21 protein-coding genes are annotated in these 26,362 nt (G+C 45.0%); 10 read left to right on the forward strand and 11 right to left on the reverse strand.

Translation table 11 applies throughout. The features are described 5' to 3' along the window. Positions 1 to 131 precede the first annotated feature (131 nt). Together L0992_22395 and L0992_22400 are read left to right on the forward strand one after the other, a co-directional pair. Complete coding sequence (locus L0992_22395) at positions 132 to 1,091, forward strand: aminoimidazole riboside kinase (GenBank protein XGB69146.1); 960 nt, start codon at positions 132 to 134, stop codon at positions 1,089 to 1,091. Next, positions 1,088 to 2,533: a sucrose-6-phosphate hydrolase gene (locus L0992_22400; protein XGB69147.1), complete on the forward strand. Its 1,446-nt coding sequence runs from the start codon at positions 1,088 to 1,090 to the stop codon at positions 2,531 to 2,533. Before L0992_22395 ends, L0992_22400 begins: the two co-directional genes overlap by 4 nt. A gap of 134 nt (positions 2,534 to 2,667) precedes the next feature. On the opposite strand, the gene L0992_22405 is transcribed toward L0992_22400, so the two are convergent. Then, positions 2,668 to 4,110, reverse strand: coding sequence for an N-acylglucosamine 2-epimerase (locus L0992_22405; protein ID XGB69148.1), 1,443 nt, complete (start codon positions 4,108 to 4,110; stop codon positions 2,668 to 2,670). 141 nt (positions 4,111 to 4,251) lie between these two features. Then, positions 4,252 to 4,899: a glutathione S-transferase family protein gene (locus L0992_22410; GenBank protein ID XGB69149.1), complete on the reverse strand. Its 648-nt coding sequence runs from the start codon at positions 4,897 to 4,899 to the stop codon at positions 4,252 to 4,254. A gap of 98 nt (positions 4,900 to 4,997) precedes the next feature. Here L0992_22410 and L0992_22415 point away from each other — a divergent pair, with 98 nt between their 5' ends. Continuing rightward, the gene (locus L0992_22415) at positions 4,998 to 5,849 is read left to right on the forward strand and encodes a LysR family transcriptional regulator (protein ID XGB69150.1); all 852 of its coding nucleotides are present in this window, start codon (positions 4,998 to 5,000) and stop codon (positions 5,847 to 5,849) included. Between the two features lie 146 nt (positions 5,850 to 5,995). Here L0992_22415 and L0992_22420 read toward each other — a convergent pair whose 3' ends face one another. From L0992_22420 to L0992_22430, 3 genes are all read right to left on the reverse strand, one after another. After that, complete coding sequence (locus tag L0992_22420) at positions 5,996 to 8,110, reverse strand: methyl-accepting chemotaxis protein (GenBank protein XGB69151.1); 2,115 nt, start codon at positions 8,108 to 8,110, stop codon at positions 5,996 to 5,998. 378 nt (positions 8,111 to 8,488) lie between these two features. Further along, positions 8,489 to 9,982: a DNA photolyase family protein gene (locus tag L0992_22425; protein ID XGB69152.1), complete on the reverse strand. Its 1,494-nt coding sequence runs from the start codon at positions 9,980 to 9,982 to the stop codon at positions 8,489 to 8,491. 110 nt (positions 9,983 to 10,092) lie between these two features. After that, entirely contained in the window at positions 10,093 to 11,883 is a 1,791-nt protein-coding gene (locus L0992_22430) for a sigma-54-dependent Fis family transcriptional regulator (protein XGB69153.1), read from the reverse strand. A 355-nt stretch (positions 11,884 to 12,238) separates the two neighbouring features. Here L0992_22430 and L0992_22435 point away from each other — a divergent pair, with 355 nt between their 5' ends. After that, positions 12,239 to 13,759: an aldehyde dehydrogenase gene (locus tag L0992_22435; protein XGB69154.1), complete on the forward strand. Its 1,521-nt coding sequence runs from the start codon at positions 12,239 to 12,241 to the stop codon at positions 13,757 to 13,759. A 144-nt stretch (positions 13,760 to 13,903) separates the two neighbouring features. On the opposite strand, the gene L0992_22440 is transcribed toward L0992_22435, so the two are convergent. From L0992_22440 to L0992_22460, 5 genes are all read right to left on the reverse strand, one after another. Then, complete coding sequence (locus tag L0992_22440) at positions 13,904 to 14,641, reverse strand: NUDIX domain-containing protein (GenBank protein XGB69155.1); 738 nt, start codon at positions 14,639 to 14,641, stop codon at positions 13,904 to 13,906. A 188-nt stretch (positions 14,642 to 14,829) separates the two neighbouring features. Next, on the reverse strand, positions 14,830 to 15,231 hold the full coding sequence (locus L0992_22445; GenBank protein XGB69156.1) for a hypothetical protein: 402 nt from the start codon (positions 15,229 to 15,231) through the stop codon (positions 14,830 to 14,832). Positions 15,232 to 15,407: 176 nt separating this feature from the next. Beyond that, complete coding sequence (locus L0992_22450; GenBank protein XGB69157.1) at positions 15,408 to 15,740, reverse strand: multidrug efflux SMR transporter; 333 nt, start codon at positions 15,738 to 15,740, stop codon at positions 15,408 to 15,410. 146 nt (positions 15,741 to 15,886) lie between these two features. Next, a complete protein-coding gene (gene fghA, locus L0992_22455) occupies positions 15,887 to 16,726 on the reverse strand; it encodes an S-formylglutathione hydrolase (protein XGB69158.1) in 840 nt (279 codons plus the stop codon). Positions 16,727 to 16,894: 168 nt separating this feature from the next. Next, a complete protein-coding gene (locus L0992_22460) occupies positions 16,895 to 18,043 on the reverse strand; it encodes an S-(hydroxymethyl)glutathione dehydrogenase/class III alcohol dehydrogenase (protein XGB69159.1) in 1,149 nt (382 codons plus the stop codon). A 511-nt stretch (positions 18,044 to 18,554) separates the two neighbouring features. Here L0992_22460 and L0992_22465 point away from each other — a divergent pair. The 3 genes from L0992_22465 to L0992_22475 all read left to right on the forward strand — a co-directional run bounded on the left by L0992_22465 (position 18,555) and on the right by L0992_22475 (position 22,078). Further along, positions 18,555 to 20,726: a metallophosphoesterase gene (locus L0992_22465; protein XGB69160.1), complete on the forward strand. Its 2,172-nt coding sequence runs from the start codon at positions 18,555 to 18,557 to the stop codon at positions 20,724 to 20,726. Between the two features lie 242 nt (positions 20,727 to 20,968). Beyond that, entirely contained in the window at positions 20,969 to 21,313 is a 345-nt protein-coding gene (locus tag L0992_22470) for an SMR family transporter (GenBank protein ID XGB69161.1), read from the forward strand. A 258-nt stretch (positions 21,314 to 21,571) separates the two neighbouring features. Continuing rightward, complete coding sequence (locus L0992_22475) at positions 21,572 to 22,078, forward strand: AAA family ATPase (protein XGB70409.1); 507 nt, start codon at positions 21,572 to 21,574, stop codon at positions 22,076 to 22,078. Between the two features lie 204 nt (positions 22,079 to 22,282). Here L0992_22475 and L0992_22480 read toward each other — a convergent pair whose 3' ends face one another. Further along, on the reverse strand, positions 22,283 to 23,203 hold the full coding sequence (locus L0992_22480) for a DMT family transporter (protein XGB69162.1): 921 nt from the start codon (positions 23,201 to 23,203) through the stop codon (positions 22,283 to 22,285). 92 nt (positions 23,204 to 23,295) lie between these two features. Between L0992_22480 and L0992_22485 the strand changes: the two genes are divergently transcribed. The 3 genes from L0992_22485 to tnpA all read left to right on the forward strand — a co-directional run bounded on the left by L0992_22485 (position 23,296) and on the right by tnpA (position 26,347). Then, positions 23,296 to 24,177, forward strand: coding sequence for a LysR family transcriptional regulator (locus L0992_22485; protein XGB69163.1), 882 nt, complete (start codon positions 23,296 to 23,298; stop codon positions 24,175 to 24,177). Positions 24,178 to 24,777: 600 nt separating this feature from the next. Beyond that, positions 24,778 to 25,737 carry a hypothetical protein gene (locus L0992_22490; protein ID XGB69164.1) on the forward strand — a complete coding sequence of 320 codons (960 nt, stop codon included), beginning with the start codon at positions 24,778 to 24,780 and terminating at the stop codon, positions 25,735 to 25,737. Between the two features lie 172 nt (positions 25,738 to 25,909). After that, positions 25,910 to 26,347 carry an IS200/IS605 family transposase gene (tnpA, locus tag L0992_22495; GenBank protein ID XGB70410.1) on the forward strand — a complete coding sequence of 146 codons (438 nt, stop codon included), beginning with the start codon at positions 25,910 to 25,912 and terminating at the stop codon, positions 26,345 to 26,347. The last annotated feature ends 15 nt before the right edge of the window (positions 26,348 to 26,362 follow it).

Consider the following 26,362-nt stretch of genomic DNA (forward strand, 5'->3'; position numbering starts at 1 on the left):
ACTTCATTTCCTAAGCTTTGGGGTGCTAGCTAGGTGATTTGGCTTAGCTAGCCTTTTTATATTTTTACATGACAGCGTGAAGTGTCACCTTGCTTTCGGTTGTCATGATTTTCAGTTTTAAGGTAAGAAAGATGAATCAAGTTTGGGTAACTGGAGACGCCGTCGTCGACCTCATTCCGGAGACTGACGCGACATTATTGAAGTGTCCGGGCGGTGCGCCAGCCAATGTCGCGGTAGCGATTTCTCGCCTTTTAGGCAAAAGTGCATTTTTTGGCCGAGTGGGTAACGACCCGTTTGGCACTTTTATGGAAGTGACTCTGCAAAAGGAAGGTGTGAATACCGAGCGTTTGGTGAAGGACCCTGAACAACGCACGTCAACCGTGGTGGTTGATCTTGATGACCAAGGCGAGCGCAGTTTTACGTTTATGGTTAAGCCAAGTGCCGACCAGTTTATGTCTGTTGAAGATATTCCCGAATTTAAGAAAAACGAGTGGCTACACGTCTGCTCAATCTCTTTGGCTAATGAACCAAGCCGAAGCAGTACCTTCGAAGCGATCCGACGTATGAAAGCAGCGGGCGGTTACATCAGCTTCGATCCAAACCTTCGTGATGAAGTGTGGCAAAACCCATCTGAAATTAAGTCTGTGGTCATGAAAGCGGTTGAATTGGCTGATGTGGTTAAATTCTCAGAAGAAGAACTGGATTTCTTAACCGATTCAACTTCGATGGAACAAGGTTTGGCTCATATTGCAGATCTTAACAATACGCTTGTTCTGGTTACTCAGGGTGCGAAAGGCGTTTGGCGGGTATTTGAAAAACAAGGTGTGCTGATTTCAGGTCGCTCAGTGACGCCAGTGGATACCACGGGTGCAGGCGATGCTTTTGTTGGCGGTTTGCTGGCAAAGCTTTCTCAACATGAAGAGTGGAATAATCAACAAGTCGTTGATTCTGCAATCCTGTGGGCGAATGGTTGCGGTGCGCTGGCAACCACGCAAAAAGGCGCGATGACCGCACTTCCAACGCAAGAGGCTCTAACTCAGTTTATTCAAAAAGACGCTCCAAATACGAATTCCGTAGAGGGGAGTGTATGAGTTTGAACTCGAACTGGACGGTAGAGCAAAGATATCGTCGTATAGAAGATATTTCCCAAGACAGCATTGATGCGATGGTCAATCTTCGCAAACAAGATGTTGGCTATCCGAGCTACCATATTGCGCCTAAATTTGGTCTGCTCAATGACCCGAATGGCCTATGTTTCTTTAATGGTGAGCACCATCTATTTTATCAATGGACGCCAGTTGGCCCAGTTCATGGTATGAAGTACTGGTACCACCTTTCGACTAAAGACTTCGTTCATTTCGAAGACCACGGCATTGGCCTACACCCAGACCAAGATTACGACTCTCATGGTGTTTACTCTGGCGGTGCATTGGTTGAAAACGACAATGCATTGTTGTTTTTTACAGGTAACAAGCGCGATGAAAATTGGTTGCGAGTGCCAACTCAATGTTTTGCCAAGATGTCTGATGACGGCAAAATAGAAAAGCACGGCGTGGTTATCGAAAACGATCACTACACAGAACATTTCCGCGATCCAAAAGTGTGGAAACAGGGCGACGATTACCTGATGGTTGTGGGGGCTCAAACGCCTCAAGAGACTGGTTCAATGGCGTTATATAGAAGCCGAGACCTGATAAATTGGCAGCACAAAGGTCCAATTCAAACTCGTTACAACAACCTTGGCTATATGTGGGAATGCCCAGATTTCTTTGAAATAGACAACCAGTCGGTGATGCTGTTTTCTCCACAAGGTGTGTCTAGCGAAAACCCATACGATTTCAAAAACATCTACTCGGTGGCTTATATTGTCGGCGACCGCCTAAATCTAGATTCGGTAGAACTGGAAAACCATCAAGATATTGCGCAGCCAGATTATGGCTTCGATTTTTATGCACCACAGACTTACTTAGATGATAAAGGTCGCCGCATTCTGATTGCTTGGATTGGTCTGCCTGAGATTGATACACCATCTAATGAACATCAGTGGGCGGGCATGTTGTCATTGCCACGCGAGCTTCACATCCAAGATGGCTATCTGGTGCAGTCGGCTTTACCTGAATTGAAAGCGCTGCAAGGCGAAGCTGTCGTGGTTGAGAGCGTTCTTGAACTGGATACAACCAGCTTCATGGTTCAGCTTGAAACGGAAACGGACGAGTTTGAATTAACGCTCGCTAATGCTGCGGGCAATAACATCGTGTTCAGTGCTACAGAAACGGAGTTCATGCTTGATCGCAGTAAGATGTCTCAACTTTACGCGGAAGAGTTTGGCTTGGTGAGAAAAGCTCCGAGGTTGAGCACCAAGCAAACCATCGAGGTTTATGTCGATAAGTCAGTGATCGAAATCTTTATCAATGGCGGTAAGCACACAATGACCAGCCGTTTCTTCATTGATGACTTGAGTTCATTGTCGATGACTGGTGACGTGAAAACCGTTTATCACTCGATGAGCCCAATTACAGGGTTGGGCGACTAACCTCCGCTTATCTCCACCAAGAAAGCCGCTGATTAACAGCGGCTTTTGTTTGGTCTGCGATATCACTATTGTGTTAGCTCTTTGAACTTGTCCATTCCCCTGCATCTCAAGTTCATCAGTGCAGACAGCTCACGCTAAGGTCGAATGTTATTGAAGCTGACTGCCTGCGAGCCATCTCCAGTGGTCTCCAACTTAACTACATCGCCTTGATAGTAATACGGCTCCATTGGCATCTCGCTATTGGTTGGCCTTGCGTAGTGAAGTACAGCGGGCTTGCCTTCCTCTTGTCGAGCATATAAATAGCCAATCAAAGCATGTTCAAACTGATGGTAGCCGTTGCCCCAATGGAAAGCCTTAGTGCGTTTGGGTTCAAGCCCTACGCCGCCATATTTGTGATCAACCCATACATCATGAAACGTCGGTAGCGTGTATTGCAGAACTTCTTTCATTGAACCATCGACCAGCGATACCGTCATTGCGGCTTGGTCGAGCTCTGCCCACTCCCATGACGAAGCCCAGTTCGTGTTTGGTCTGCTTTGCCATCCAGTAATCTCTTGTCCTTGCCATGCATTCTGAAGTTCTTCGCCAAAATATTGGGATACGCTCACGAACTCTTTCTGATATTGAGCTTGGTCTAAGGTGTGCTTCATCCCATTCATACCGAATTCTTTCCATTCGGAGTTATCCAGTGTTTGGCCTGTAAGATAAGTCATCCAATACGCTTTGATGGTGTGTCCAAAATCGTTGTGATTGGCATTGGGCATCATCGCTGCTTTGCTGTGAATGGCACCGTAGAAGCGTTGTTCATCTTCAGAGTGGTAGTGCTCGACCATGGTTTGCGTGAGCCAATTCAGGTCATCAAGCCATTGTGTCTTGATGGGCTCTTGTAGTAGGGGAGCGACTAACAGCATGTAACCGTTAATCTGATCAAGTTGCGCGACCAATTCACGTTGTGTGGCTGTGCCACCTTCGCCATCGGCAAGTACCCAAGCAAGACCGCTGTTGTCGTTAAGTCGATATTTATCAAAGATAAACGCTTGTTGGGCAATGAGCGCTTCTTCTACTTTTTTATCTTGAGTTAAGTAGTAGTACATCGCCAATCCAACCAGTGCATACGCTTGATCTTGAGCCGTTCGCTGCTGCCACTCCAATCCTGCTTTACTGTCTTTAGTAAAGCTAATGAAGCCACCATTTTGCTCATCTTCTAAGTGTTCAATAAGGTAGTAAGCCCCTTGCTTGGCAAGCACTAACGCTTGTTTGTCTCCGGTCAGATGGTAGAGCACGCCATAGGCATAGGTTTGACGCGATTTCATACGCGTGAACTCTTTGCCGAAGTGTGGAGTGATCCAACCTCTATCGAGTTCAGGACAAACGTTAGCCACATCAAGCAATGTTCCATCATCACAGCGGAAAGTGGGGAAGTTGCCTATTGGTTCTCCCTGAGCACTCGGCATTAGCCAATAAGGTGCAAGCCCTTCTGAAGCATGATTGATCCAGTCTTCGTCAGAGGGAAGGGTGACATTGGCAGATACAGCGAAACTGGTAACGCTGAGTAATGCGATAGAGGTTCGTAACATGATGTTTATCTTAACGAATTGGATTTTTTTGAATATAAACAATCAGGTCTGCACATTGTGATTCGGTGATCACAGTCGACTACATTATTGTTGTTTATAGGAAGGCTCACAGAGTAGTGAGCCTTGAAAGGGAGCGGTGTTTTACACAGGTTCGCCCGCTTCGTCTTCTTCAACCACATCAGTTTCTAAGCTAGCCTCTGCTAGCCATTTTTGTATTGATAGGCTGTTGAGCACGCGTTGTTGATACTGTTGGGCTTTTTCTGAAAGCTGGATGCCATAGGTTTCTACGCGCAGTGCTACAGGTGCAAACATTGCATCGGCAATTGACCACTCGCCGAACAACCATTCCTCTGGGTATTGTTCCATTTGTGAAGACCATATTGCGTCGATGCGAGCGATGTCTTTCAATGCGCCATCACTGAGCGTGAGCTTTCTTTTGGCGCGGCAGTTCATTGGTAACTCATTTCTGATGTTAAAAAATCCAGAGTGCATTTCTGCCGAGATTGCACGGGCGAGAGCTCGCTCTGCGACGGAAGCTGGCCATGCCGCACCATTCAAGTAGGCATCGTTAACATATTCGAGAATCGCCAATGAATCCCACACCGCGACATTACCATCAACTAGGGTTGGGACTTTGGCTGTCGGTGTCACCTTCGCTAACGTGTCGTAAAAATCTGAGGTGAACAGCTTGAGTTTAATAATGTCTGCATCGAGGTTGTAATGGTCGAATATGAGCCATGCACGAAGTGACCAAGTTGAGTAGTTCTGGTTTGCGATATAAAGCTGCATAGGTGCTTCCTTGCGTTTGGTGGGTATGCATTTGAGCTTAGGGGATTGTATTGCGGCGCACTAACGGATAATTTTGATGACAGACATTAATAAAAACGATGGGTGGTGATTTCAATATGGATATTGATGCTTTGCGAGGCTTTCTCGCGTTCGTGGAAACCAGTAGCTTCACTCGTGCCGCGAAACAGATTAATCGCACCCAGTCGGCATTCAGTGCGCAGATGCGTAAATTAGAAGAAGAGCTTAACGTGACCCTTTTTCAAAAAGAGGGGCGTAATTTAGTGCTTACTGAAGCGGGCTTAGCGCTGCGTTCTCATGCGGAGCAGTTGGTTGCGCTCCACAATACTGCGCTTAAACAAGTGAAGCGTTATGAAGACAAACAGCCTCTGAGGTTGGGTTGCCCTGAAGATTATAACGACACCATTCTTCCAAAAGTAATTCGCCTGTTGCAGCAAGCTGAACCCACCTGTTCCATCCAAGTATTCAGCCTGCCAAGTATTACGCTCAGAGAATGGTTAGATGATGGCCGTTTAGATGCAGCGATTGTCACCCGAGCGCCCGACAGCGAAGAGGGATACTGGCTCACTCATGATGTGGGCGTTTGGATAAGCAGCCTTGATTATACGTTTGATGATTCCAAGCCTGTTCCATTAGCTCTGTTTCAAACGGATTGTAAGTACCACGCCGCAGCTGTGAATGGCTTAACCAAGCAGGGTACGCCTTATCAACTGTTGGCTTGTAGCAATACGGCTTCAGCGCAGCGAGCAATTGTTAAAGCGAGTTTAGCGATTGGTGCTATGGGTAAGCTTAGCGTGACTCCGGATTTGAAAATCCTTGAAGATATGCCGCCGTTACCAGCAGTGGATATTGTGCTGATCCTTGCGAGTAAGCATCATCCTGTATTAGACAAAGAAGTGCTCAATCAACTTGTGGAATTAGAGTCTGATTAGTTTTGTTCCGTAAGATTTAATAGATGAACTGCAATCGATGAGTTTGGAGCTGAGCGGGAATTAAGAAATGAAGAGGCCGAAAACATTGTGTTTCTTAGAAAACATGGTGTTTCTCGGCCTTATTTTTATGGAAGACTGAACGTGCGTTAAGAGAGCTTAAACTTACTCAATTCACCGTGCAAATCTCCGGCTTTCACTGTCAGCTCATTACTGATTGCTACTGATGATGTCATGGTGCCCATCACTTCCACAGCGGTGTCATTGATGATCACTACATTGCGGTTAATCTCTTCTGATACTGAGCTTTGCTCTTCAGCCGCGGAAGCAATCTGATTGTTCATGTCGTTGATCACTTCAATCGCTTGGTTGATTTCCGACAAGGCGAGATGTGCTGCTTGGGTTTCGCCTTTGGTGTCATTCGCTTGCTTCTGGCTTTGCTCCATCAATATCACGATAGATTGAGTCTCTTGCTCTAGGCGAGCCAACATCGAGCGAATCTCTTCTGTCGAGCCTTGAGTGCGATTGGCGAGGTTACGTACTTCATCTGCGACGACAGCAAAGCCTCGTCCTGCTTCACCCGCACGTGCAGCCTCAATCGCCGCGTTAAGCGCTAGTAGGTTTGTTTGTTCTGCAATACCACCAATCTCGCTTAAGATACCCTGAATAGCGGTGCTCGAATCGACTAAATTTTGCGTTTGTTGCTGTGCGTCATTGACCTGAACAGCCAAGCTATCTACCGCGCTGGCGGCATTGTCCATGCGTGTCATGCCATTAAGGCTGTTGCTTTGTACTTGGCTTGCTGCCGCGGCTGCTTGAACGGCTGAGCTTGCCACTTCTTGCGCAGTCGCACTCATTTCATTAATGGCTGTGGCAAGTGAGTTCACCTCGTTAACCTGAGAGTTCAACTGGTCACGTGAAACTTCAGCACGAGCTTGGCCTTCTGTTGCGTTTTTATCTACTTGGTCGGCCGTTACCATCACGGTAAGTAGCATCTCTTGCATACGAGATAGGAAGGTATTGAACCAATGTGCAAGCTGAGCGGTTTCATCTTTTCCTTTCACTTCAATGCGGTAAGTTAAGTCGCCTTCGCCTTGTGCTGCATCTTTAAAACGCTCTACTAAATTGTTTAGAACCTTGCCCAGAGAATTGGCAATGAATGCCATTGAGGCAATACCTAAAATAGCTGCGATGATCCCCGCCCACACACCTTTTTCAAGTGCTTTTGAATTCTGTGCATCACTCCATTGCGTGTAGTCGTCGACGCTTTTTGTAAGGTGACTACTGGGAACGGATACCATGACTACCCATGGTGCATCACTCGTATCAATTGCGGTAATCGCGTACTCATCTCCGCCGAAATTAACAAGGCCTGCACCTTCTCGCTTAGCGATAGATTGAATTGTCGACCATTCGGATTCCAATTCAGAAGAGACTCTTTTGCCCACCATGTTTCCAGCTCGGCTATTGGCGAGAGTTATGCCTTTCCATGATGTAATAAGGATTTTTCCTTCGCCATCAAACAAGTTACGTGCAAGCAATTCACTTTGGCTTTGAAGCTCAAACAAAGACAGATCAAAGCCAATTGAGCCAATGATTTTTCCGTCTTGTTTGATTGGTTGGCTGATGGTAGTGATGAGCTCTTGCTTACCGCGAACTGGATAGAAATAGGGTTCCATCACAAATGTCTTACCGGTTTGGTATGGCATTAAGTGCCAGTCGTCTTTGCGCTCGCCGTTGCTGTTGAGTTCGGTATTGCTGAAGCTCTCCATTGCGACGGCATCAAAGCTGTTCTGATCATTTGGAGAGAAGAAAGGCGCAAGGTAGCCCTGACTGTTAAAACCTAATTCGGTGTCCAAGCTGATCTCGTTATTCAGATCGGTTTGTTGTGGCCAAGTCTTGTTCTCCCACACCATGTAACCCGCAAATACAGCTTTGTTTTGTGCTTCCAAGGCGGCAGTAAACTGTTTAACGATAAGGTCTGCGCTTGCGTTGGTTTCTGAACTTAACTCGATAATGGAGCGTGCTTGCTTAAGGTTTGCTAGTACAGGGTCAAGTTGGTTGGCAATGTTTAAACCTTGTTGAATGGCTGTGTTTTGCAAATCTGTCGTTGTGGCGTCTGTCAGCTGCGTCTTTACTTTTTCAGTGACTTGTTTGTTCACATCGGTAAATGCGCTGGTGGTCATGCCCATTGCGATCAACAGAGTGAAAGCCATTGCTCCACCTGCACTCACCGCAATTCGCGTACGTATACTGTTAAACATAAGATCCCTGTAACCAAATAGTGGTAGTTTTACAGAGATTTTAAACAAGATAAGTGAATGGAAAATTCAGAATAATGAACACAAAAAGAATAGGGAGATCAAAATTATAAATAGGATTGCATAACGTGTAGTTTTGGCTTTGGTCGCAACGTTTAGAGGAAGATGAAAATCATCATTTAGCAATCGCTAACCTTATGTATTTATTAGTGTTCATGATAATTAGGACAGTTTGATGTTTTCCTAAGGCTGCGATTCAGCTTTTCTAGTTTGTGACCGTGTATCGATTACTCATTATATGACAACGGTCACAATTAATTTTATTTAACCTAATGAATTACTAATCTTTTTATAAGTGATTTAAAGAGGGGACGCGTTGTATTAGCGCGCCCGTGTCGATTTGCTTTGCTTCTTCGACGGCCTGACATGGCGAGCCAAAATACGGCTTCGTTCTTGTTTTACCTCAGCCAGTTTTCGCCACGACCATAAACGTACGCGTGCTTCTTTTGCGCTCGCCTCTATATCTACCACTGGATCTAAGTAGGGTGAGTTAGATTCGAAATCATGCATCATCACCTCCATGGGTGTCATCTTCCATGGTTCAAACAGAAGTGGGGTAGGAATGTCTGAAAGCTCTGGCACCCATTTTCGGATGAAGTCTCCATCAGAGTCGTGTTCTTGCGCTTGCTTGGTCGGATTGTAAATTCGGATAGTGTTTATCCCTGTTACCCCTGCTTGCATTTGAAACTGTGGGTAATGAATACCGGGTTCAAAATCGAGAAACAGCTGCGCTAAGTGAGTGACACCATCACGCCAGTCCATGTTCATATGGTGAGTGAGAAAGCTCACCAACGTAGAGCGCATGCGGAAATTAATGTACCCCGTATGATGCAGGCAGCGCATACAGGCATCGACCAATGGCACGCCTGTCATCCCCATCTTCCATGCCTGAAGGTGTCTCGAATCTTTTACCGTTTCTTTTTGTAAGAGTGCTTCGTAGGCGTGGTTGATGCAGCGAAATTCCATCTCGCATTCTGATTCAAACTTCTGCATAAAATGACAGTGCCAATGAAGTCTTGAGGAGAGAGCAATCAAGCTACGACGAAATCCTGCGACGTGCCAGTGTTCCAATAGGTGTTGATAAACTTCACGCAGCGATATGTTGCCCCAAGCCAAATATGGGGAAAGGCGAGTACAGGCATGTCGCGAGGCTTCTGGGCTTGAGATGCTGCGGTAGTAATCTCGACCACGGCGCTCAAAGAAGTCGTGTAACGTTGCCCATGCCAGTGCACTTCCGCCCGTTTGTATGCCGTTAACTTTGGTTAACCATGCTTGTGGAGGTTCCATAGCGAGTTCAAGTTCTTCAGCATCAAGGGTATGCAGTGATTTTGTGGTCAACTGAGTTTCAGCTATGGGAGCGCGCATGACGCTGTTCCAGTGTTTGTCCCAACCGATTCGGTCTTTTGACCCTCTCACGACAGCACCCTGAGCGGACTCTTGCCAATGGATGTTGTGTTCTTGAAACCAGTCAGAGATTTGCTTGTCACGATCGAAAGTACAATTTAAGCCTACCTCTTGATGGGAGAATACATTTTGGATGTGGTAACGAGATTGAACCGCTTCGAAGCAGTCGATAGCGTTACCATGGAGTACTGAAACCTGATGCCCGTACTCTTTCAATGACAGGTTCATACACTGGAGTGACTGCCAAACAAATCGCCAATGTCGCTCAGAATAGTGGGCATTGTTTAACAGCATGGGTTCGAAAATGTAGAGCAATATCGTTGGGTGTTTATCAGATAAAGCATGTAGTAAAGGTGCATGGTCGGTGAGTCTTAAATCTCGCTTTAGCCACACTATGTTGATTGTTTGCATCTGAGCCCTCGTTCGTTTTGAAGTATTACGAGTCAGAGGGCAAAATGTCTCACTGGAAGTGAATTTTATTTATTGATAACGAAAGGGCGGGCTAGGATCGTCCATGGTGATTATTGAAGAATCCCCAAGCTCTTTAGCTTTCGATAAATGGTATTACGGCTGATGCCAAGTATCCGCGATGTCTTGCTTATATTACCTTGGTTAGCTTGATAGGTTTGTAGCAAGGTTTCTTCAACGGTACTTCTTAAATCGGACTTTGGCCTACCTTCGATAGCATTGGTTGTGATGAACTTATGATGATCATCTTGCGCTAATGACGTGAGGTGTTGAGCAAGATGGCTAGGTACATGTTCTAGCGTGAGTATTGCTTCGTCACCGGCGAGTAGGGCGGCGACCTTAAGTAAATTGTCTAATTCACGTATGTTGCCCGGCCAAGAATAGGCGCACAGCAAACTCATTAAGTTCGGGCAGATTGTCTGTTCGTCTTCGGCGTATTGACGATGAATGTGCTCGATTAAGGCGTGTTTATCTTGTCGGTGTTGCAGGCTTGGTAAGGTGAAGGCCAAGCCGTTTAGTCTGTAATACAGATCTTGTCGAAACTCTCCGGTTGCAACTAACTGCTCGAGGTTTTTATGCGTGGCAGCGATGATCTGACAATCGACTTGGTAGCTTTGGTTCGAACCCACAGGCACCACGGATTTGTCTTGCAGGACATGCAGCAATCGGCACTGAGCCTCTAATGGCATGTCGGCGATCTCATCTAGAAATAAAATGCCTTTATCCGCTTGGCGGATCTTGCCTTGGAATCCTTTGTGGCTTGCGCCAGTAAAAGCGCCCGGCGCGTAACCAAACAGTTCAGATTCGATAAGATCTTTCGGTAGCGCCCCGCAATTTACTGCTACTAAGGGTGAAGATTTACGCTGGCTTTGCTTGTGCAGTGCTTTAACAAATTCGCCTTTACCAACCCCTGTTTCACCTAGGATTAATAGGCTGATTCCTTTGTCGATAACCTTGTTGGCTTGCTGCCAAGCGTGTTCTATCTGTTGTTCGCCATGGTGCAAATCGCACGATGCTGAAATGGAACGCGTGCGCTTGGTCGTTGTTTGTTTGAGATGCTGTTTCTCAAACACAAAGGGCGTGTCTAATGAGGTTCGGTTGAAGAGAGTGTCGATGCACTCGCCGACGATTGAGGTTTGATCCAGCAGCTGAGAGGCAACTTGATTGTGCGCCACTACCTCGCCAGCTTCGTTCGCTATCACTATCCCTTGCCAACCACTGTGTAACAACGATTTTTCACACGCGAGATCGATTCGAGTGGTACCTTGCGGGATATGACTCAGTAGCTGGTTCTCAACAAGCTGAACCATATTTTGAACCAGTAATTGCACTGAGCTGTCGTGTTGCTGTTGTTCACTGGTGATGTCTAACACCCCAACCATTTGGCCTTGATGGTCGAACACAGGGCTTGCTGAGCAACTGATAAATCGATGCTGGTGGATGAAGTGTTGTTCGCCAATGATAGATACTGGCTTGGCTTCAACAATGGCGGTGCCAATCGCGTTGGTGCCTTTCAGTTGCTCCTGCCAGCACGCTCCTGAGCTGAGTGCAATTGATGTCAGTTTCTCCTTAAACCGCTCCTGTCCCCAACTTGCCAGAATGACGCCCTCAATATCGGTCAGAATCAAACGACTGTCAGTGCGTGCAAACATCTGATTAAACAAAGGTAGAGCATTACGTTCGACTATTTGAATTAAGCTCGAAGATTGGTGACGTCTCTGTTTAAGAATCGATTGTGGCAGGCGAATGTCTTCGGGAAGTCGTCTCTGTTTTAGACCCGCTTCTGTGCTGCGGTGCCAAGAGGATGAAAGCCAATCTGAGGTGTTTGCTTGTTGAAGGTGCATGACTGTTCCATGTCGTAACAGTGAGGGTGTACCAATTTGGAACAGTTGAACACTGGAGTGGTTTCCATACGTCCGTTCAATGCCAACTCACTTTGGGTTGTAAACGTTTGGTAATCATAGTTTTACAATTTATTAACAACAAGTTTTGAAGTTCTGGCGTGTGATTTGCGTTGTTACTGTTGTGAAGAAAACACGAAGTATCAGTGTTTTAAACAGAAAGCATAAACATGGTGGCTCTCTTCTTACGAGCTTTCTTCTCTCGAGATCTCTTCTCAAGGGAAGCCGCCATGCTAGCTCGACAACATAAGCTCAATAACGAATGAGCAACGACTAAAAATCAAAGAAGGATCTAACTATGATTTACGCACAGCCGGGTAGTGATAACGCAGTGGTTAACTTTAAAGCGCAATACGATAATTTTATCGGTGGCGAGTGGGTGAAGCCTGTCAGCGGCGAGTATTTTGATAACACTTCCCCAGTGAATGGTCAGGTGTATTGCCAAGTAGCACGTTCAACCGAGGCGGACATTAGCTTGGCACTTGATGCGGCGCATGCTGCTCGTGCAAGTTGGGCGGCGACTAGTGTGACAGAGCGTTCGAGCATCCTGCTTAAAATTGCTGATCGCATTGAAGCACACCTGGAAGAGATCGCAGTCGCTGAGACGTGGGAAAACGGCAAGCCAGTGCGTGAAACCTTAGCGGCAGATATTCCTTTGGTTGTCGATCACTTCCGTTACTTTGCGGGTTGTATTCGAGCGCAAGAAGGCAGCGCAGCCGAGCTCGATTCAAACACAGCAAGCTACCATTTCCCTGAGCCAATTGGTGTAGTAGGGCAGATCATTCCTTGGAACTTCCCAATTTTAATGGCGGCTTGGAAATTGGCACCCGCACTGGCTGCGGGTTGTTGTGTGGTGATGAAGCCAGCCGAGCAAACACCGACATCGATTTTGGTGATGATGGAGAAGATCGCCGATCTTCTACCTGCAGGTGTGGTCAACATCGTGAATGGTTTTGGTAGCGAAGCAGGCCAAGCGCTAGCAACCAGTGACCGCTTGGCTAAGTTGGCGTTTACTGGCTCGACAGAAGTAGGTCACCATATCTTGAAGTGTGCGGCTGAAAGCTTGATTCCATCAACCGTTGAACTGGGCGGTAAGTCTCCAAACATCTACTTCCCAGACATTTTTGATCATGAAGATGAGTACCTAGATAAGTGTGTCGAAGGCATGCTGCTCGCGTTCTTTAACCAAGGTGAAGTGTGTACCTGTCCATCACGTGTGTTGATCCACGAATCGGTCTATGACAAGTTCATTACCAAAGTGGTCGAGCGCGCTCAAACCATCAAGCAAGGTAACCCGTTAGACACTGACACTCAGGTTGGCGCACAAGCTTCTCAAGAGCAGTTCGATAAGATTCTGAGCTACCTAGAAATTGGTCGCCAAGAAGGCGCGAAAGTGCTAACTGGTGGTGAAATCGCTCAGCAGCCAGATGATCTGGGTAACGGTTACTACATCCAACCGACCATGCTCGAAGGCAATAACAAAATGCGCGTGTTCCAAGAAGAGATCTTCGGTCCTGTTATCGCGGTAACCACGTTTAAAGATGAAGCCGAAGCGTTGGAAATTGCCAACGATACCGAATATGGCTTGGGTGCTGGCGTTTGGACGCGTGATGCAAACCTCGCGTATCGCATGGGTCGCAACATTGAAGCGGGGCGTATTTGGGTGAACTGTTACCACGCTTACCCAGCACACGCGGCGTTTGGTGGTTACAAGAAGTCGGGCATCGGTCGTGAGACACACAAGATGATGCTCGATCACTACCAAAACACGAAGAACCTGCTGATCAGCTACGATACCAATCCGTTAGGCTTTTTCTAAACTAGGCTTTTCTAAAATAGACATGCTCTAAAGATAGCTTTCTGAATTAGAGAAAATGAACAACGCAGTCGGCTTAAGAAAAACAAAAAGTAAAAGCAAAACGCCCAATTCATCTGAGTTGGGCGTTTTTATATTTGAAGTATTCTAGCTTTTCGAAAAGAAGATTTCTGGCTTGTGAGTTGGGCCGTAGTTGCCTTCTAGCTGGGTAAGCTCTAATCCTTGTTTGCCAATCAAAGAACCAACCATTTGGCGGTTGAACGGGTAGTTTTCCGCATTGTTAATAAACTCTTCCACATCGACCCATTTTGCTTCTGCAATTTCATCGGTGTCTTGAATCGCAATCTCTTGAGTTTGAGCGATAAGATGGCAAACAAAGTAGAGGTTTGATTTGCCGAACTGATAGGGGTGTCTTGTCGCCATGCCAACCACAGACACGAACGTGGCTTCGATACCTGTCTCTTCTAATGTTTCTCGAACCACAGATTCTTCAATACCCTCGCCAAGCTCAATGTGGCCGCCAGGTAGTTTGTAGCCTGTCATGCCGTGCTCTTTGATCATCAGCACTTGGTTGTGTTCATTGGTGATCAACGCGCCTGCACCCAAGGTGTGGGTCGGGATGAAAGGCACAAACTCGACGATTTCGGATTTGTGGATCAGCGTAATCTCGTCTTCTAAGCAGTTGTGGAACACAAAGCCAAGTTCGGTCGCTACCGGAATGAGGTGTGAGAGCGAAATAGGCAGACTAATCCAAATAATGCCTTTGTTATTCTGCTTCGAAAATTGGGTTATCTCGCTAAGTTCGGCGTTGAATGAGTCAGCATCGTGAGGAGCGGTTGCTGGGTCAATGATGATGCCGTTAAATTTGTCGAGCGTAAATTCCACGGGTGATCCTTTATTGTTTTTGATTTATTGGGAGTCGAGCATAGGTGGAGCTTATAACATCTGTAGAGCTTATGACACCTGCATGGCTCGTGGGATCTGCTTTGCTTGTAAAGCTGGGGAGATAGAAACAAAAACTGCGCTTGGAAGCCAAAGCGCAGTTTTAAAGTAGGGTCTATTGGGATTCGACTCTAACGAATATAGTTTGCATTAATACTCACGTACCAGTGCTGAAGCTTGCCGTCCGATTTTTTGATCCACAAATCGTTGGTGTAGCTTTCGATCTTGCCGTTAACCGTTAGGCTAAATGTGTTCTCATCGAACTCACCAAGCTTTACGAACTGGTCGGTCGTAATCAAAAACGGGTCCATGTCATCCACGCCAACCACATCTGAAATCACATAGTAGTGATAAGTGAGTGGCTTGCTCGCATCATTTGGGTTACTGCGATACGCCACAAGCTTGAACGGTTCCGTTAATGGAACATCGAGCGTTTGCTTGTCCATGGTCGCTGGAATCGGGATAAACAGCCAAGCGGTAAACAGACCGCTCAGTAAAACCATCAGGAAGAAAAGAGTCTTAATTGCTTTCATAGCAACCTTCAAAATATGGGGGATGTTAATGGGGCTATGGTAACAGGTTTGATTTGTTGATTGTAAGAGTATGAATAAGTGAAGGCGACACCACTCTGTTAGGAAACTTGAACAAGTTGACGCACTGTTCATAATTTATGTTTCAGACGCTTTCTATCAAAAAGCGTCTGGATAAATTAGTGAGCGTGGCCTTGTGATAGGTTGATCAACATGACGCCTGCGGCAACAAGCCCCATGCCAATCCAAACTTTAGTGTCCAGATGTTGGCTGTAAACGAAGGTCGAGATTAAGCTCACTGTCAAAATCGCTAATCCTGCCCATAGAGAGTGCACGACACCAACTGGCATCCCCTTCATCGCTTGGCTCAAAAATAGAAACGCTGCCAAGTGCCCTGAGATAACCAGTAACGCTGGGACTGGTTTAGACAAACTAAATCCATCGGTGGCTTTAAGTGCAACGTGAGAAAGTGCTTCAGCCATTACGCCCATCATCAAGAAAAACCAGCTCATATTCGTACCTTTGTCGTTATGTTATTTGTGTTGGTATAAGGGAGTTTAAAAGTGCTAATCGTTGTTTAAGGTTGCTGAAGCCAAACAGCAGGCACAAAAAAGCCCGCACCTCACGCTTTTGCAAGGTGTGGGCTAAATAGGTGTCTTTACTTGTTTAGGTAAGCAGCGTGGAACTCAATGTGCTCATCAATAAAGCTAGAGATGAAGTAGTAGCTGTGGTCGTAACCTGGCTGCATACGTAGCTCTAAATCGGCATTGGTTACCTTAGCCGCTTCAACTAATTGCTCAGGTTTTAGCTGCTCAATCAGGAAGTTGTCCGCTTCGCCTTGGTCAACCAACATTGGCAGCTTAGTGCCTTTGGTTTTGAGAAGCTCAGAGGCATCATAGTGTTTCCACTCTTCAATATCTAAGCCCAAGTATTGGTTGAATGCTTTTTGTCCCCAAGGGCATTGCATTGGGTTGGTGATTGGGCTGAATGCCGAGATAGAACGGTAGCTATCTTCGTTCTTGATACCAATCGTTAAGGCACCGTGTCCGCCCATGCTGTGACCAGAAATCGACTTCACTGAAGTCACAGGGAAGAAAGACTCAATCAAGGCTGGAAGCTCTGTTACCACGTAATCGTACATATGGTAATGGCTGTCCCATGGTGCTTGAGTGGCATTTACATAGAAGCCTGCACCTTGGCCGAGATCGTAGCTTTCATTGTCGGCAACACCTTCACCACGTGGGCTAGTGTCTGGGGCAACAATGGCAATACCTTGCTCAGCCGCGGCTTTGAATGCGCCGGCTTTTTGCATGAAGTTTTCGTCAGTACAGGTTAAGCCTGATAACCAATACAAAACAGGAACTGGGTTTTCTTTGCTTGCGTTAGGTGGCAAGAAAATCGCAAAACGCATGTTGCAGTCAAGCGTTGCAGAAAAGTGGGTGTATTGTTTGTGCCAACCACCAGCAACCTTTGCTTGGCTAATGTTTTCGATTGTCATCTATTGTGCTCCGTTAGGTTGATGGTTTCGGAATTAATGTATTTGATTTTCTATAGCTTAAACTAGAGGTTTCACCACCCACCGGGCAGGAGGTGATGAAGACAGTTTCGCTCTGATGTTTAACTCAGAACTGTGGTCTCGACACCTAAGTATAGAGACCAAGGAGAATTACTTATCCATGTGTAGAACAGTACGGATAGATTCACCTTTGTGCATTAGGTCGAATGCTTCGTTTACGTCTTGCAGACCCATAGTGTGAGTGATGAACTCTTGAAGACCAAACTCACCCGCCATGTAACGGTTTACGATTTCTGGAAGCTCAGAGCGGCCTTTAACACCACCGAAAGCAGAACCACGCCATACACGACCAGTCACTAGTTGGAATGGACGAGTTGAGATCTCTTGGCCTGCACCTGCAACACCAATGATTACTGATTCGCCCCAACCTTTGTGACAGCACTCAAGTGCTTGACGCATCACGTTTACGTTACCGATACACTCGAACGAGTACTCAACACCGCCGTCTGTCATCTCAACGATAACGTCTTGGATTGGCTTGTCGAATTTAGTTGGGTTGATGCAGTCAGTCGCGCCAAGCTGTTTTGCTAGCTCGAATTTGCTCTCGTTGATATCTACACCGATGATGCGGTCAGCACCAGCCATACGAGCACCAATGATTGCAGAAAGACCGATACCACCTAGGCCGAATACAGCAACGTTGTCGCCTTTTTCAACTTTAGCTGTGTTCAGTACAGCGCCCATACCCGTTGTTACCCCACAACCTAGAAGACAAACTTCTTCAAGTGGTGCTTCTTTGCTTACTTTCGCTAGAGAGATTTCTGGAAGTACTGTGTACTCAGAGAAAGTAGAGCAACCCATGTAATGGAAAATTGTTTCGCCATTGATAGAGAAGCGGCTTGTACCGTCTGGCATTAGGCCTTTACCTTGCGTTTCACGAACCGCTTGGCATAGGTTAGTTTTACCAGATTTACAGAACTTACATTCGCCACATTCAGCTGTGTAAAGTGGGATAACGTGGTCGCCAATCTCAACACTTGTAACGCCTTCGCCGATCATCTCAACGATACCGCCACCTTCGTGACCAAGAATAGAAGGGAAGATACCTTCTGGATCGTCACCTGATAATGTGAATGCGTCAGTGTGACAAACACCAGTAGCAACGATGCGAACTAGAACCTCACCAGCTTTAGGAAGTTGTACATCAACTTCTTCCATTTTTAGTGGCTCGCCAGCTGCCCATGCAACCATTGCTTTTGATTTGATATGAGTTTGACCAGGTTTAATTTCGATTGTCATTGGATGTTTCCTATATATGTCAGTACTGCGGATAACCGTGCAATTAAATTCAACCCGTTAAGCGTAGTTGAGCTTAATTGTTTCCGCTCTCTCGTTTTGTTGGAGCTAGTATAGGTGCGAGTGCGAGTTTTGATAATACCCTGAAATTGAAAATTATTATTACATATATGTAATAATTGGTGTTGGGGGTCTGCCCGACTTAGTGGTCGTAAACCTTGAGACCAACAAGCCACTTTTAGGAAAGGAGTGACATTCTTGAACCGCTGGGATGCATTGCTACCATTGATGTTCGGTCGCTCGATGTGTGATGGTTTGTATACTTACATCTGATTTATATTATGAAATCATTGATGCTTGTAATGTCAATTAACTAATTGAATTTTAAGGATTGAAGCAAGGTCGCATAAGCACTCTATATGCGACGTTTTGTAAGATATCAGAAACAATAGTGTCATTTTTCTCACCTAATCTCCTCGCCAAATTTTGAGTTCTAACTTTTTGGGAAGAGAAAATGAAAAAGAGTACATTGACCGTACTGTCAGGCTTGATAGCAGCCACGCTGGTTGGTTGTAATTCAAGTTCACCAAGTGACGACGACGGAAATCTAGAGAGCGCAGTACAAGTTGCGTTCATGCCAGATATCCATTTCCATGATGTTTACGGTGATTTTCAGGACGGCTCGTTCGCAGGGTTGCCGAATGCAATCAGTGGTAAGAATGCAACGATCAGAACGATGGAGTCGCAGATGAACTCTACTCGTCTGTTCAATGAAAACTACTTTGCGATGATCGCAGCGCTTGATGATGTGGTTGAGCGTGGCGTGAAATACGTAGCCCTGCCGGGTGACTTCAGTGACGACGGCCAGCCGATTCATATGCGTGGCTTAGTTAGCATTTTTGATCACTATCGCGACACGTACGGCCTTGAGTTTTTCGCAGCCCCAGGCAACCACGATCCAGTGCGTCCATTTACAATCCCAGCAGGTAAATCTGATTACCTAGGCGAAGGTGGTAAGAATCAGCGTATCTATAGCCGCGGTAAAGAAGAGTGTGTTGGCTATGAAGGAGAGTGGACAACCATTCCCGGTGAAGACGACAACCTAGCAACCATATGCACTGAAGAAGTACGTGAATGGGGCTATGAAGAGATCATGAGTATCCTTGGCACTCACGGCTTCTACCCTCAACAAGATTACCTCTACTTTGAAACCCCTTACAGCAGCGAACAAGCTCGTACTAACTACAGCTATGACTTAGCTAAAGGAGAAGCGGCGTTTGATAAGCGCATGTACGAGATCTGTTACGAAGGTACGGGCGGCAGTTACAAAGAGAGTGGTTACTCAAGCTGTTCTGAAGTGCCTGATACAAGCTATTTAGTCGAGCCAGTAAAAGGGTTGTGGTTGTTGGCAATCGACGCGAATGTTTATCGACCTAAAGAAAACTCATCTGATAGCTCTGTAGAAGGAAACACGTTCGATGGTTCAAGCAGCGCTGGCTACAACATGATGCTGACTCACAAAGAACATGTGATCGATTGGATCTCTGATGTGGTAAAAGCGGCGAAAGAGCAGAACAAGACGCTTGTTTCCTTCTCGCACTTCCCAATGACCGACTTCTACAACGGTGCCTCTGAAGAGATCGAAGACTTGTTTGGTGAAGGAAGCCATCAACTGGCTCGTGAACCAGATGACAATACCAGCCGAGCATTAGCTGCTACTGGCCTAAATATCCACGTTGGTGGCCACATGCACTTTAACGATACGGGTAAGAAGAGCTTCAATATCGATGGCGTACAGCACACACTCTTCAATATTCAAGCACCATCGCTAGCGGGTTACATTCCTGCGTACAAGCTGCTGAACATTCGCCCTGATAACCAAATCGAAGTCGAAACCGTAGTGATCGATCAAGTCGAACGTTACAACGAACTGTTTAGCCACTATGCAGAAGAGCATGAATACCTTACTCAAGCTGCGAATGGAGATCCTGATGCAGAAGCTAAGATTTGGAACAAAGAGATTCTAGATTCAGAGAGCTACTACGAACTCACCGACTGGCATATCCGTGAACTAACGCGTCTGCGATTCCTTCCGGATGACTGGCCGCTAGAAATGCGCGCTATGATCATGGAAATGAATGGTGAAGAGATGATGATCATGTCTCAGCTAGAAACTAATTTCACGGTCTGTCAGCTAGCCAATGAACTTGGCTATGATGTAGGTACTTGCGTTGAAAATGGTGTTGATGACTACGAACAGTTTCAACGCGATTGGGAGACGGCTAAGGTTGTTGCTGAAAAGTTGGCTTCTTTAGAAGGACTAGAATTAGCTGATTTTGCTGAGTGGAGCGGTGAGCTACTAGCGACAGATTTCTACCGACTGCGTAATGCAGACGAACTGGCATTCCGTGATATTGGTGAAACACAGCTTCGCCAATATGAACTGCTAAGCCGCGAGCTTGCCGAGTTTGACGGCACCGTGGACTCTGAACTGGGTGACCTTGGCCAATATACAGTAGGCGAGGTATTCCGCTCTCGTTTTGGCAGCTTGTTCGTGATTCTTGAGAAATTCGCAACAGGCCAAGCGAGTGATCACTTTTTGATTGATATCGAACAACAAACCCTGACGGATCTGAAAGGTGAAGTTAAGCGCGATATTTTAAGAGACTCTATATCAGCAAACTAAGCGTTATGGATTTGTTTTTAAAAGAATAAGCGTCTTATCGCTCGATTGAAAAGAGCCTGTTAACCATGAGTTAGTGGGCTCTTTTATTTTGCACGAGAATGAGTCGTCTTAGACCTATTCATGGGGTTTTCTGGTTAAGAATTTTTAGGGTACGTCATAATAATTGCTTACTGCAAATCGCATGAATTGGAAATAAAACTACAATATTCTGAGCGCCGTATTTTATTGTTGTGGACTCAAACATGCTTTTATCTCTCCCACCTCCAGTGATGCTGTCACTCGCCATCGTGCTTGAAGTTGTCGCAACTTCTCTATTACCTAAAACGCAGCAATTTACTTCTTTACCGGCCACTGCCGCAGTATTGGCTAGCTACGGTTGTGCCTTTTATTTGTTGTCTCTCACAGTGCAAACCATGTCTTTAGGCGTGGCGTATGCGGTTTGGTGTGGGGCAGGGATCGTGCTAGTCGCAGCTTTGTCTTGGCTAGTCTACGGGCAAAAGCTCGATATCTTCGCGATCATTGGCATCGCTTTGATTCTGGCAGGTGTGGTGATTATCAACCTGTTTTCGACGTCGGTTAGTCATTAGGAGGTCTAGCTCGTTTCTGCCCCTTTTCCAGTTAGCTCTTCTACTCATTCACATTCTGTTAATGTACATCCCCCATATCAAATGTTATCCGATTTTAACATCCCTAGAAATTATGGTTTACTGAATAGTCCGATATCTAGACTGGAATGCTACTTGTTGGTTATTAATTGGGGTGTTGTATAGAATCTAAAATTATCTGGACGTAAAATGCAGAGAATAGCTGTACAGAAAGAAATTTATGCAAAAGGCGAAAATCAATTGAATCAACCTATTTTATACATATTTTCGGGTCTTCCAGCTACAGGAAAATCGACACTGGCGAAGTTGTTAGCAGAGAAAATGGGGGCGATGTACGTTCGCATTGATACTGTAGAGCAAGGGCTTAGAGATCTTTGTTGCTTCAAAGTTGAAGGGGAAGGTTATCGTTTAAGTTACCGAATTATTAAAGATAATTTAGAGCTTGGTATTAGCTGCATTTCTGACTCTTGTAACCCTATTGAGCTAACGAGAAACGAGTGGCAAGAGGTCGCGGAAAGTGTTGGTACTAGGTTCGTCAATATTGAAGTTAGTTGCTCTGATAGTGATGAGCATGAAAGAAGGGTCAACGCTCGACAAAGTGAAGTAGAAAGCCTAAAGCTACCTGATTGGCAACAAGTAGAGAACCGTCACTATGAGGAATGGAAAACAGAAGTTATTAAAATCGACACTTCAGGTAAGAATATCGAAACATCCTTTATAGAACTAACTGAAAAGTTGGGCGTTTAATACTCTGGTGCAGTGACATATTGAAAATCAAAAATGCCCTATTGTGTATAGAGTGATTATTCATCCTGGTTTCATTAATCTGTCTTTGAATATGTCATTTATAATGAATAGATATGTGCTTAGTTGATTAACTGTCAGATTAAGCTACGTCTGCTGTGACTGATTTAGTTACTATTAAGACTTCTGTTCATAGTATGTCACTTATTAGGACAAGATATATTTCAAACGATGCCACAGGCGGCCGTCAATTGCAGATAATCCTAATGCTATTAATGCCATTCCCAAAACATGAATGAGTTCGAGAGATTCGTTAAGAAATAGCCAGCCAAGGAGAACAGCAGACACTGGTACGAGTAATGTGACCAGCAATACGTTTGTTGCGCCTGCAAGTTCAAGAATTTCGAAATAAAGAACATACGCTATCGCAGTGGACGCAACTGCAAGTCCTAATATAGCTATCCATGTGCTCGTGTGTACCTCGCTCACATCGATAGTACCGTCAACAAATAACGAAATCGGCAACAAAATAAGCGTTGAAGCTGTTACCTGTCCTGCCGCCGTAATTACAGGGTTTGCCCCCAATGATTTGAATCTACGTCCATATACTCCCGCAAATGCATAAGATATGGCTGCGCCAACAATGGCAAGTTGTGCTAACAAATTACTATCTCTACCTAACGTGGGTACGCCTATCATTACCGCTACACCCACGAAGCCGAGAGCAACACCGACTAGTTTTAACGGCGTTGGCCGCTCATCAGGCAATAGAATTCCTGCTACCACTATGGTGAATATCGGTGTTGCGGCATTCAGAATCGAGGCCAGGCCTGATGCAATCTGCGTTTGCCCCCATACAATCAGAACAAAAGGGATAACGTTGTTCAGCAATCCCATCCCTAAGAATGCCCCCCAGACTTTTATACTTTTTGGCGGGCGTAAGCCAAGCATCAAAGCTATCCCCCATAGTGTAAATGCCGCAATTCCTACTCTAAGTGTCACTATGGTTAATGGAGGAAGGTCATAGACCGCTACGCCCACAAAGAAGAAAGAGCCGCCCCATAATATGGAGAGTAAAATGAGCATGCCCCATACTTTTGTGTTCATAGAATGAATAGCCGACGTCATAATAATAAGCCTCAAATTAAGTCAATACGTTTTAACTTAGAGAATACGGGATTGGCTTGACATGAGTAAAATGACTAATAATATATGTACATATGAAAAAATATAATATCAATGTAAAAATGCTTAAAGTTCTGGTGTCACTTAGAGATACAGGAAGCGTTAGTCGCACTGCCGAGCAACTGCATGTTACTCAATCTGCCATTAGCCATACTGTAAAGGCTTTAGAAAGTACTCTAGATACACAGATTCTGGTAAGGGAAGCTCGGGGTGTTACCTTAACAGCGGCAGGCAAGAGTGCGAGTGAATCGGCGAATGTGGCTCTTTCGGCCATCAATGATATTTTACAGTTAGCGACGACCGTTGTTTCGGGCACGATTCAAGTAGCAACAGTGAATAGTGTCTCTCGAGCTATTCTTCCAGAAGTTTTGGTTCACACACGTCGAAATTATCCAAATATTGAAGTTAAGCTCTTAATAGGGACAGATCAGGAAGTCGAGCAGTGGGTTAAAAGTGGGATTGCTGATATTGGCATAGCCTACAATCTGCAAGCCAAAAGTAGTGAGTTACTAATTGAAGATCAGTTTTATCTTATTCAAGAACGAGGGAAATCTTCAAGCACAAACCTAGCATTATCTGATCTATGTGACAAAGGCTTTGTCATGTCTTCATCTGGCTGTGAGCCGTTTATACAACAAATCTTTGAGCAGTCAAATCAAGAACTCAACGTCAAAGCAACGGTGTCTGATATCGGCGCCTTGTTTTCTATTGTTTCTTCAGGCTACGGAGTATCGCTTGTCCCTGGGCTAGCTTTTCCTAATGATTGGAATAAGCAGGTGATGCGACAACCAATGACACCTTTCTTAGGTTGCTCATTAAGAATGATGTCTCCAGAGACGAGTGCGTCAAACGAAGCTGTTCAAGTTATATTGGGGTACATCAGAGAGGTTTCTAAATCTATCAAGATGACCTCTTAAGCAAATTATAATTGGTTGATATCGAGAGAAATTAATTTATAAACACCAAAATTTGTTGTTCATGAGCTTTAACAAGCTGCACATAGAGTTACCAACTATCGTTTTTTAAGCTCAAAAAGGTTATCAGAATGATAAATATGAACGCCCTCACCGAAGCAGCGAACAAGCTTTTGTTTTTGTCCAAAGGTTAGCTAAATGGCATCGATAACAAACGCATTTTGTCCAGAGGCTTTATAGACCTGAAATTTTACTCGTGGCACTTTTCTCAAAAAGTGCCAGCTAGCTCAGATCTACCCCAAAACGAGTTAACTCATTGTCTGTGACGCAGTCAAACGCAGACTTTCTCGCTTACAAATTATCATCCATTCCACTCAAATATTGCCATTCTTTGCAGTGCTTAAAAACTGGACAGGCATACAGTTGTATTGAAATTATGACGATTTTTATCCTAACTTTGTGCGCGTTTTCACATTCCAATATGAATAAATATTCTTAAAATCATGTGATTATAAAACCTATGGGTTAGATAATAGGCTTGAAAAACGCTTATGCGCACTAATAAACTGTTAGATTTAATGATTAGGGTATAGAGTCCTCAGAATGGAAAAAGACAAAAAAACTGCTCTAGAACGAATTGACCAAATCTTGGAACCTCAGCGGAAGTGGCAAGAACAAATTGATAGGCTCTTGGCGCCGCAACGTCGTCTTCAAGAGCAGTTGGAGCAATATCTTGCGCCCCAGCGTGCGCTACAAGAGCAAATGGAGATATATCTGGCTCCACAACGTGCGCTAAAAGAACAGATGGAAAAATATTTGGCTCCACAACGTGCGCTGCAAGAACAGATGGAAAAATATCTGGCTCCACAACGTGCGCTGCAAGAGCAGATGGAGAAATATCTGGCTCCACAACGTGCGCTGCAAGAGCAAATGGAGAAATACCTAACGCCACATAGTCTGCAGCACAAGCAAATAGAGAAATATTTAAACCCTTTGAGTGATTACCTATCCAGTACACTCATGAGTCAGATTGCTGTTAGTGATCATGGGATGATTACGGTTTCAAATGATGTGGTTGATCCAGAGATAATTAGTGAAAGTATTACTAGCCTTGAAGGGGGTTTTTCTAGTACTGACGATTTTTTAGAGCATTTATTCGGCTTGCTGGGGAGGCTTTCTGAAAGAGCCAGAACAGTATTCATATATCTTATTTTTCCCTACATACTCGCTATTGTGGCAAATATTACAACCCCAATTTATGAGGAGTGGTGGAAGGAGTATACGCAGCTCGACCAACGGTCTGCAAAAAAGGAAATTATTCGAGAAGCAAATGATATTTACAGCCACCAAGAGCTTAAAGATTTTCGCTTCGTGCATGCAACAATACTAAATGTCCGAGAATTAGGAAGTATAAATTCTGCAATTATAGGCGAGCTGCATTTCGGCAAAACTGTAAGACTGATTAGCAAATCTAAAAGTTGGTCTTTTGTAGAATATCAAGACACTGGCTTGATAACTCAGGGTTGGGTTTTTTCAAGATACTTGCGAAAATTTGAGAGATGAAATCTAACAAGTCAAAGCACTCAGATGTCGCTTCGCTACATGACAGCAATTTTATTGGCTCCTCAAAACCACCGCCTAGGGCGGTGGTGATTGTTCCTTGAGGCTATAGCCTGAAGAAGTGCCCATGTTAGAAGTAACCTCTTATTCACCACAAGTAAGAGGAAACAACCACATGGGCGATTACAGAAGTTCATCACATGTCTATTGGCGTTGCAAATACCATATAGTTTGGACTCCAAAGTACAGATATAAGATTTTGAAAGATAAGGTAGGAAAGGAGCTTTATCGTTCAATCTATATTTTGTGCAATATGAAAGACTGCGAAGTTTTAGAATTAAACGTTCAACCAGATCATGTTCATCTTGTTGTCATTATTCCTCCCAAGTTATCAGTATCGAGTTTGTTAGGAGTTTTAAAAGGCCGAACAGCAATTCGACTTTTCAATAGATTCCCACATATACGTAAGAAATTATGGGGAAATCACTTTTGGGCTAGAGGGTATTTTGTAGATACGGTCGGTGTGAATGAAGAAGTCATTCGGCGATATGTACGACACCAATATAAGCAGGACATAGAGTATGAACAACAATTACAGTTATTGAAGAACTGATAGCGCGGACGCCCC

Source organism: Vibrio pomeroyi (genome assembly GCA_041879425.1).
GTDB classification, from domain to species: Bacteria; Pseudomonadota; Gammaproteobacteria; order Enterobacterales; family Vibrionaceae; genus Vibrio; species Vibrio pomeroyi_A.

Excerpts from the sequence above, each read along its gene's own strand:
- L0992_22435 (XGB69154.1), top strand. The coding sequence starts at position 12,239 with ATGATTTACGCACAGCCGGGTAGTGATAACGCAGTGGTTAACTTTAAA.
- L0992_22465 (XGB69160.1), top strand. The coding sequence starts at position 18,555 with ATGAAAAAGAGTACATTGACCGTACTGTCAGGCTTGATAGCAGCCACG.
- L0992_22480 (XGB69162.1), bottom strand. The coding sequence starts at position 23,203 with ATGACGTCGGCTATTCATTCTATGAACACAAAAGTATGGGGCATGCTC.
- L0992_22410 (XGB69149.1), bottom strand. The coding sequence starts at position 4,899 with ATGCAGCTTTATATCGCAAACCAGAACTACTCAACTTGGTCACTTCGT.
- tnpA (XGB70410.1), top strand. The coding sequence starts at position 25,910 with ATGGGCGATTACAGAAGTTCATCACATGTCTATTGGCGTTGCAAATAC.
- L0992_22405 (XGB69148.1), bottom strand. The coding sequence starts at position 4,110 with ATGTTACGAACCTCTATCGCATTACTCAGCGTTACCAGTTTCGCTGTA.
- L0992_22445 (XGB69156.1), bottom strand. The coding sequence starts at position 15,231 with ATGAAAGCAATTAAGACTCTTTTCTTCCTGATGGTTTTACTGAGCGGT.
- L0992_22425 (XGB69152.1), bottom strand. The coding sequence starts at position 9,982 with ATGCAAACAATCAACATAGTGTGGCTAAAGCGAGATTTAAGACTCACC.
- L0992_22470 (XGB69161.1), top strand. The coding sequence starts at position 20,969 with ATGCTTTTATCTCTCCCACCTCCAGTGATGCTGTCACTCGCCATCGTG.
- fghA (XGB69158.1), bottom strand. The coding sequence starts at position 16,726 with ATGACAATCGAAAACATTAGCCAAGCAAAGGTTGCTGGTGGTTGGCAC.
- L0992_22485 (XGB69163.1), top strand. The coding sequence starts at position 23,296 with ATGAAAAAATATAATATCAATGTAAAAATGCTTAAAGTTCTGGTGTCA.
- L0992_22490 (XGB69164.1), top strand. The coding sequence starts at position 24,778 with ATGGAAAAAGACAAAAAAACTGCTCTAGAACGAATTGACCAAATCTTG.
- L0992_22400 (XGB69147.1), top strand. The coding sequence starts at position 1,088 with ATGAGTTTGAACTCGAACTGGACGGTAGAGCAAAGATATCGTCGTATA.
- L0992_22420 (XGB69151.1), bottom strand. The coding sequence starts at position 8,110 with ATGTTTAACAGTATACGTACGCGAATTGCGGTGAGTGCAGGTGGAGCA.
- L0992_22460 (XGB69159.1), bottom strand. The coding sequence starts at position 18,043 with ATGACAATCGAAATTAAACCTGGTCAAACTCATATCAAATCAAAAGCA.
- L0992_22430 (XGB69153.1), bottom strand. The coding sequence starts at position 11,883 with ATGCACCTTCAACAAGCAAACACCTCAGATTGGCTTTCATCCTCTTGG.
- L0992_22450 (XGB69157.1), bottom strand. The coding sequence starts at position 15,740 with ATGAGCTGGTTTTTCTTGATGATGGGCGTAATGGCTGAAGCACTTTCT.
- L0992_22415 (XGB69150.1), top strand. The coding sequence starts at position 4,998 with ATGGGTGGTGATTTCAATATGGATATTGATGCTTTGCGAGGCTTTCTC.
- L0992_22395 (XGB69146.1), top strand. The coding sequence starts at position 132 with ATGAATCAAGTTTGGGTAACTGGAGACGCCGTCGTCGACCTCATTCCG.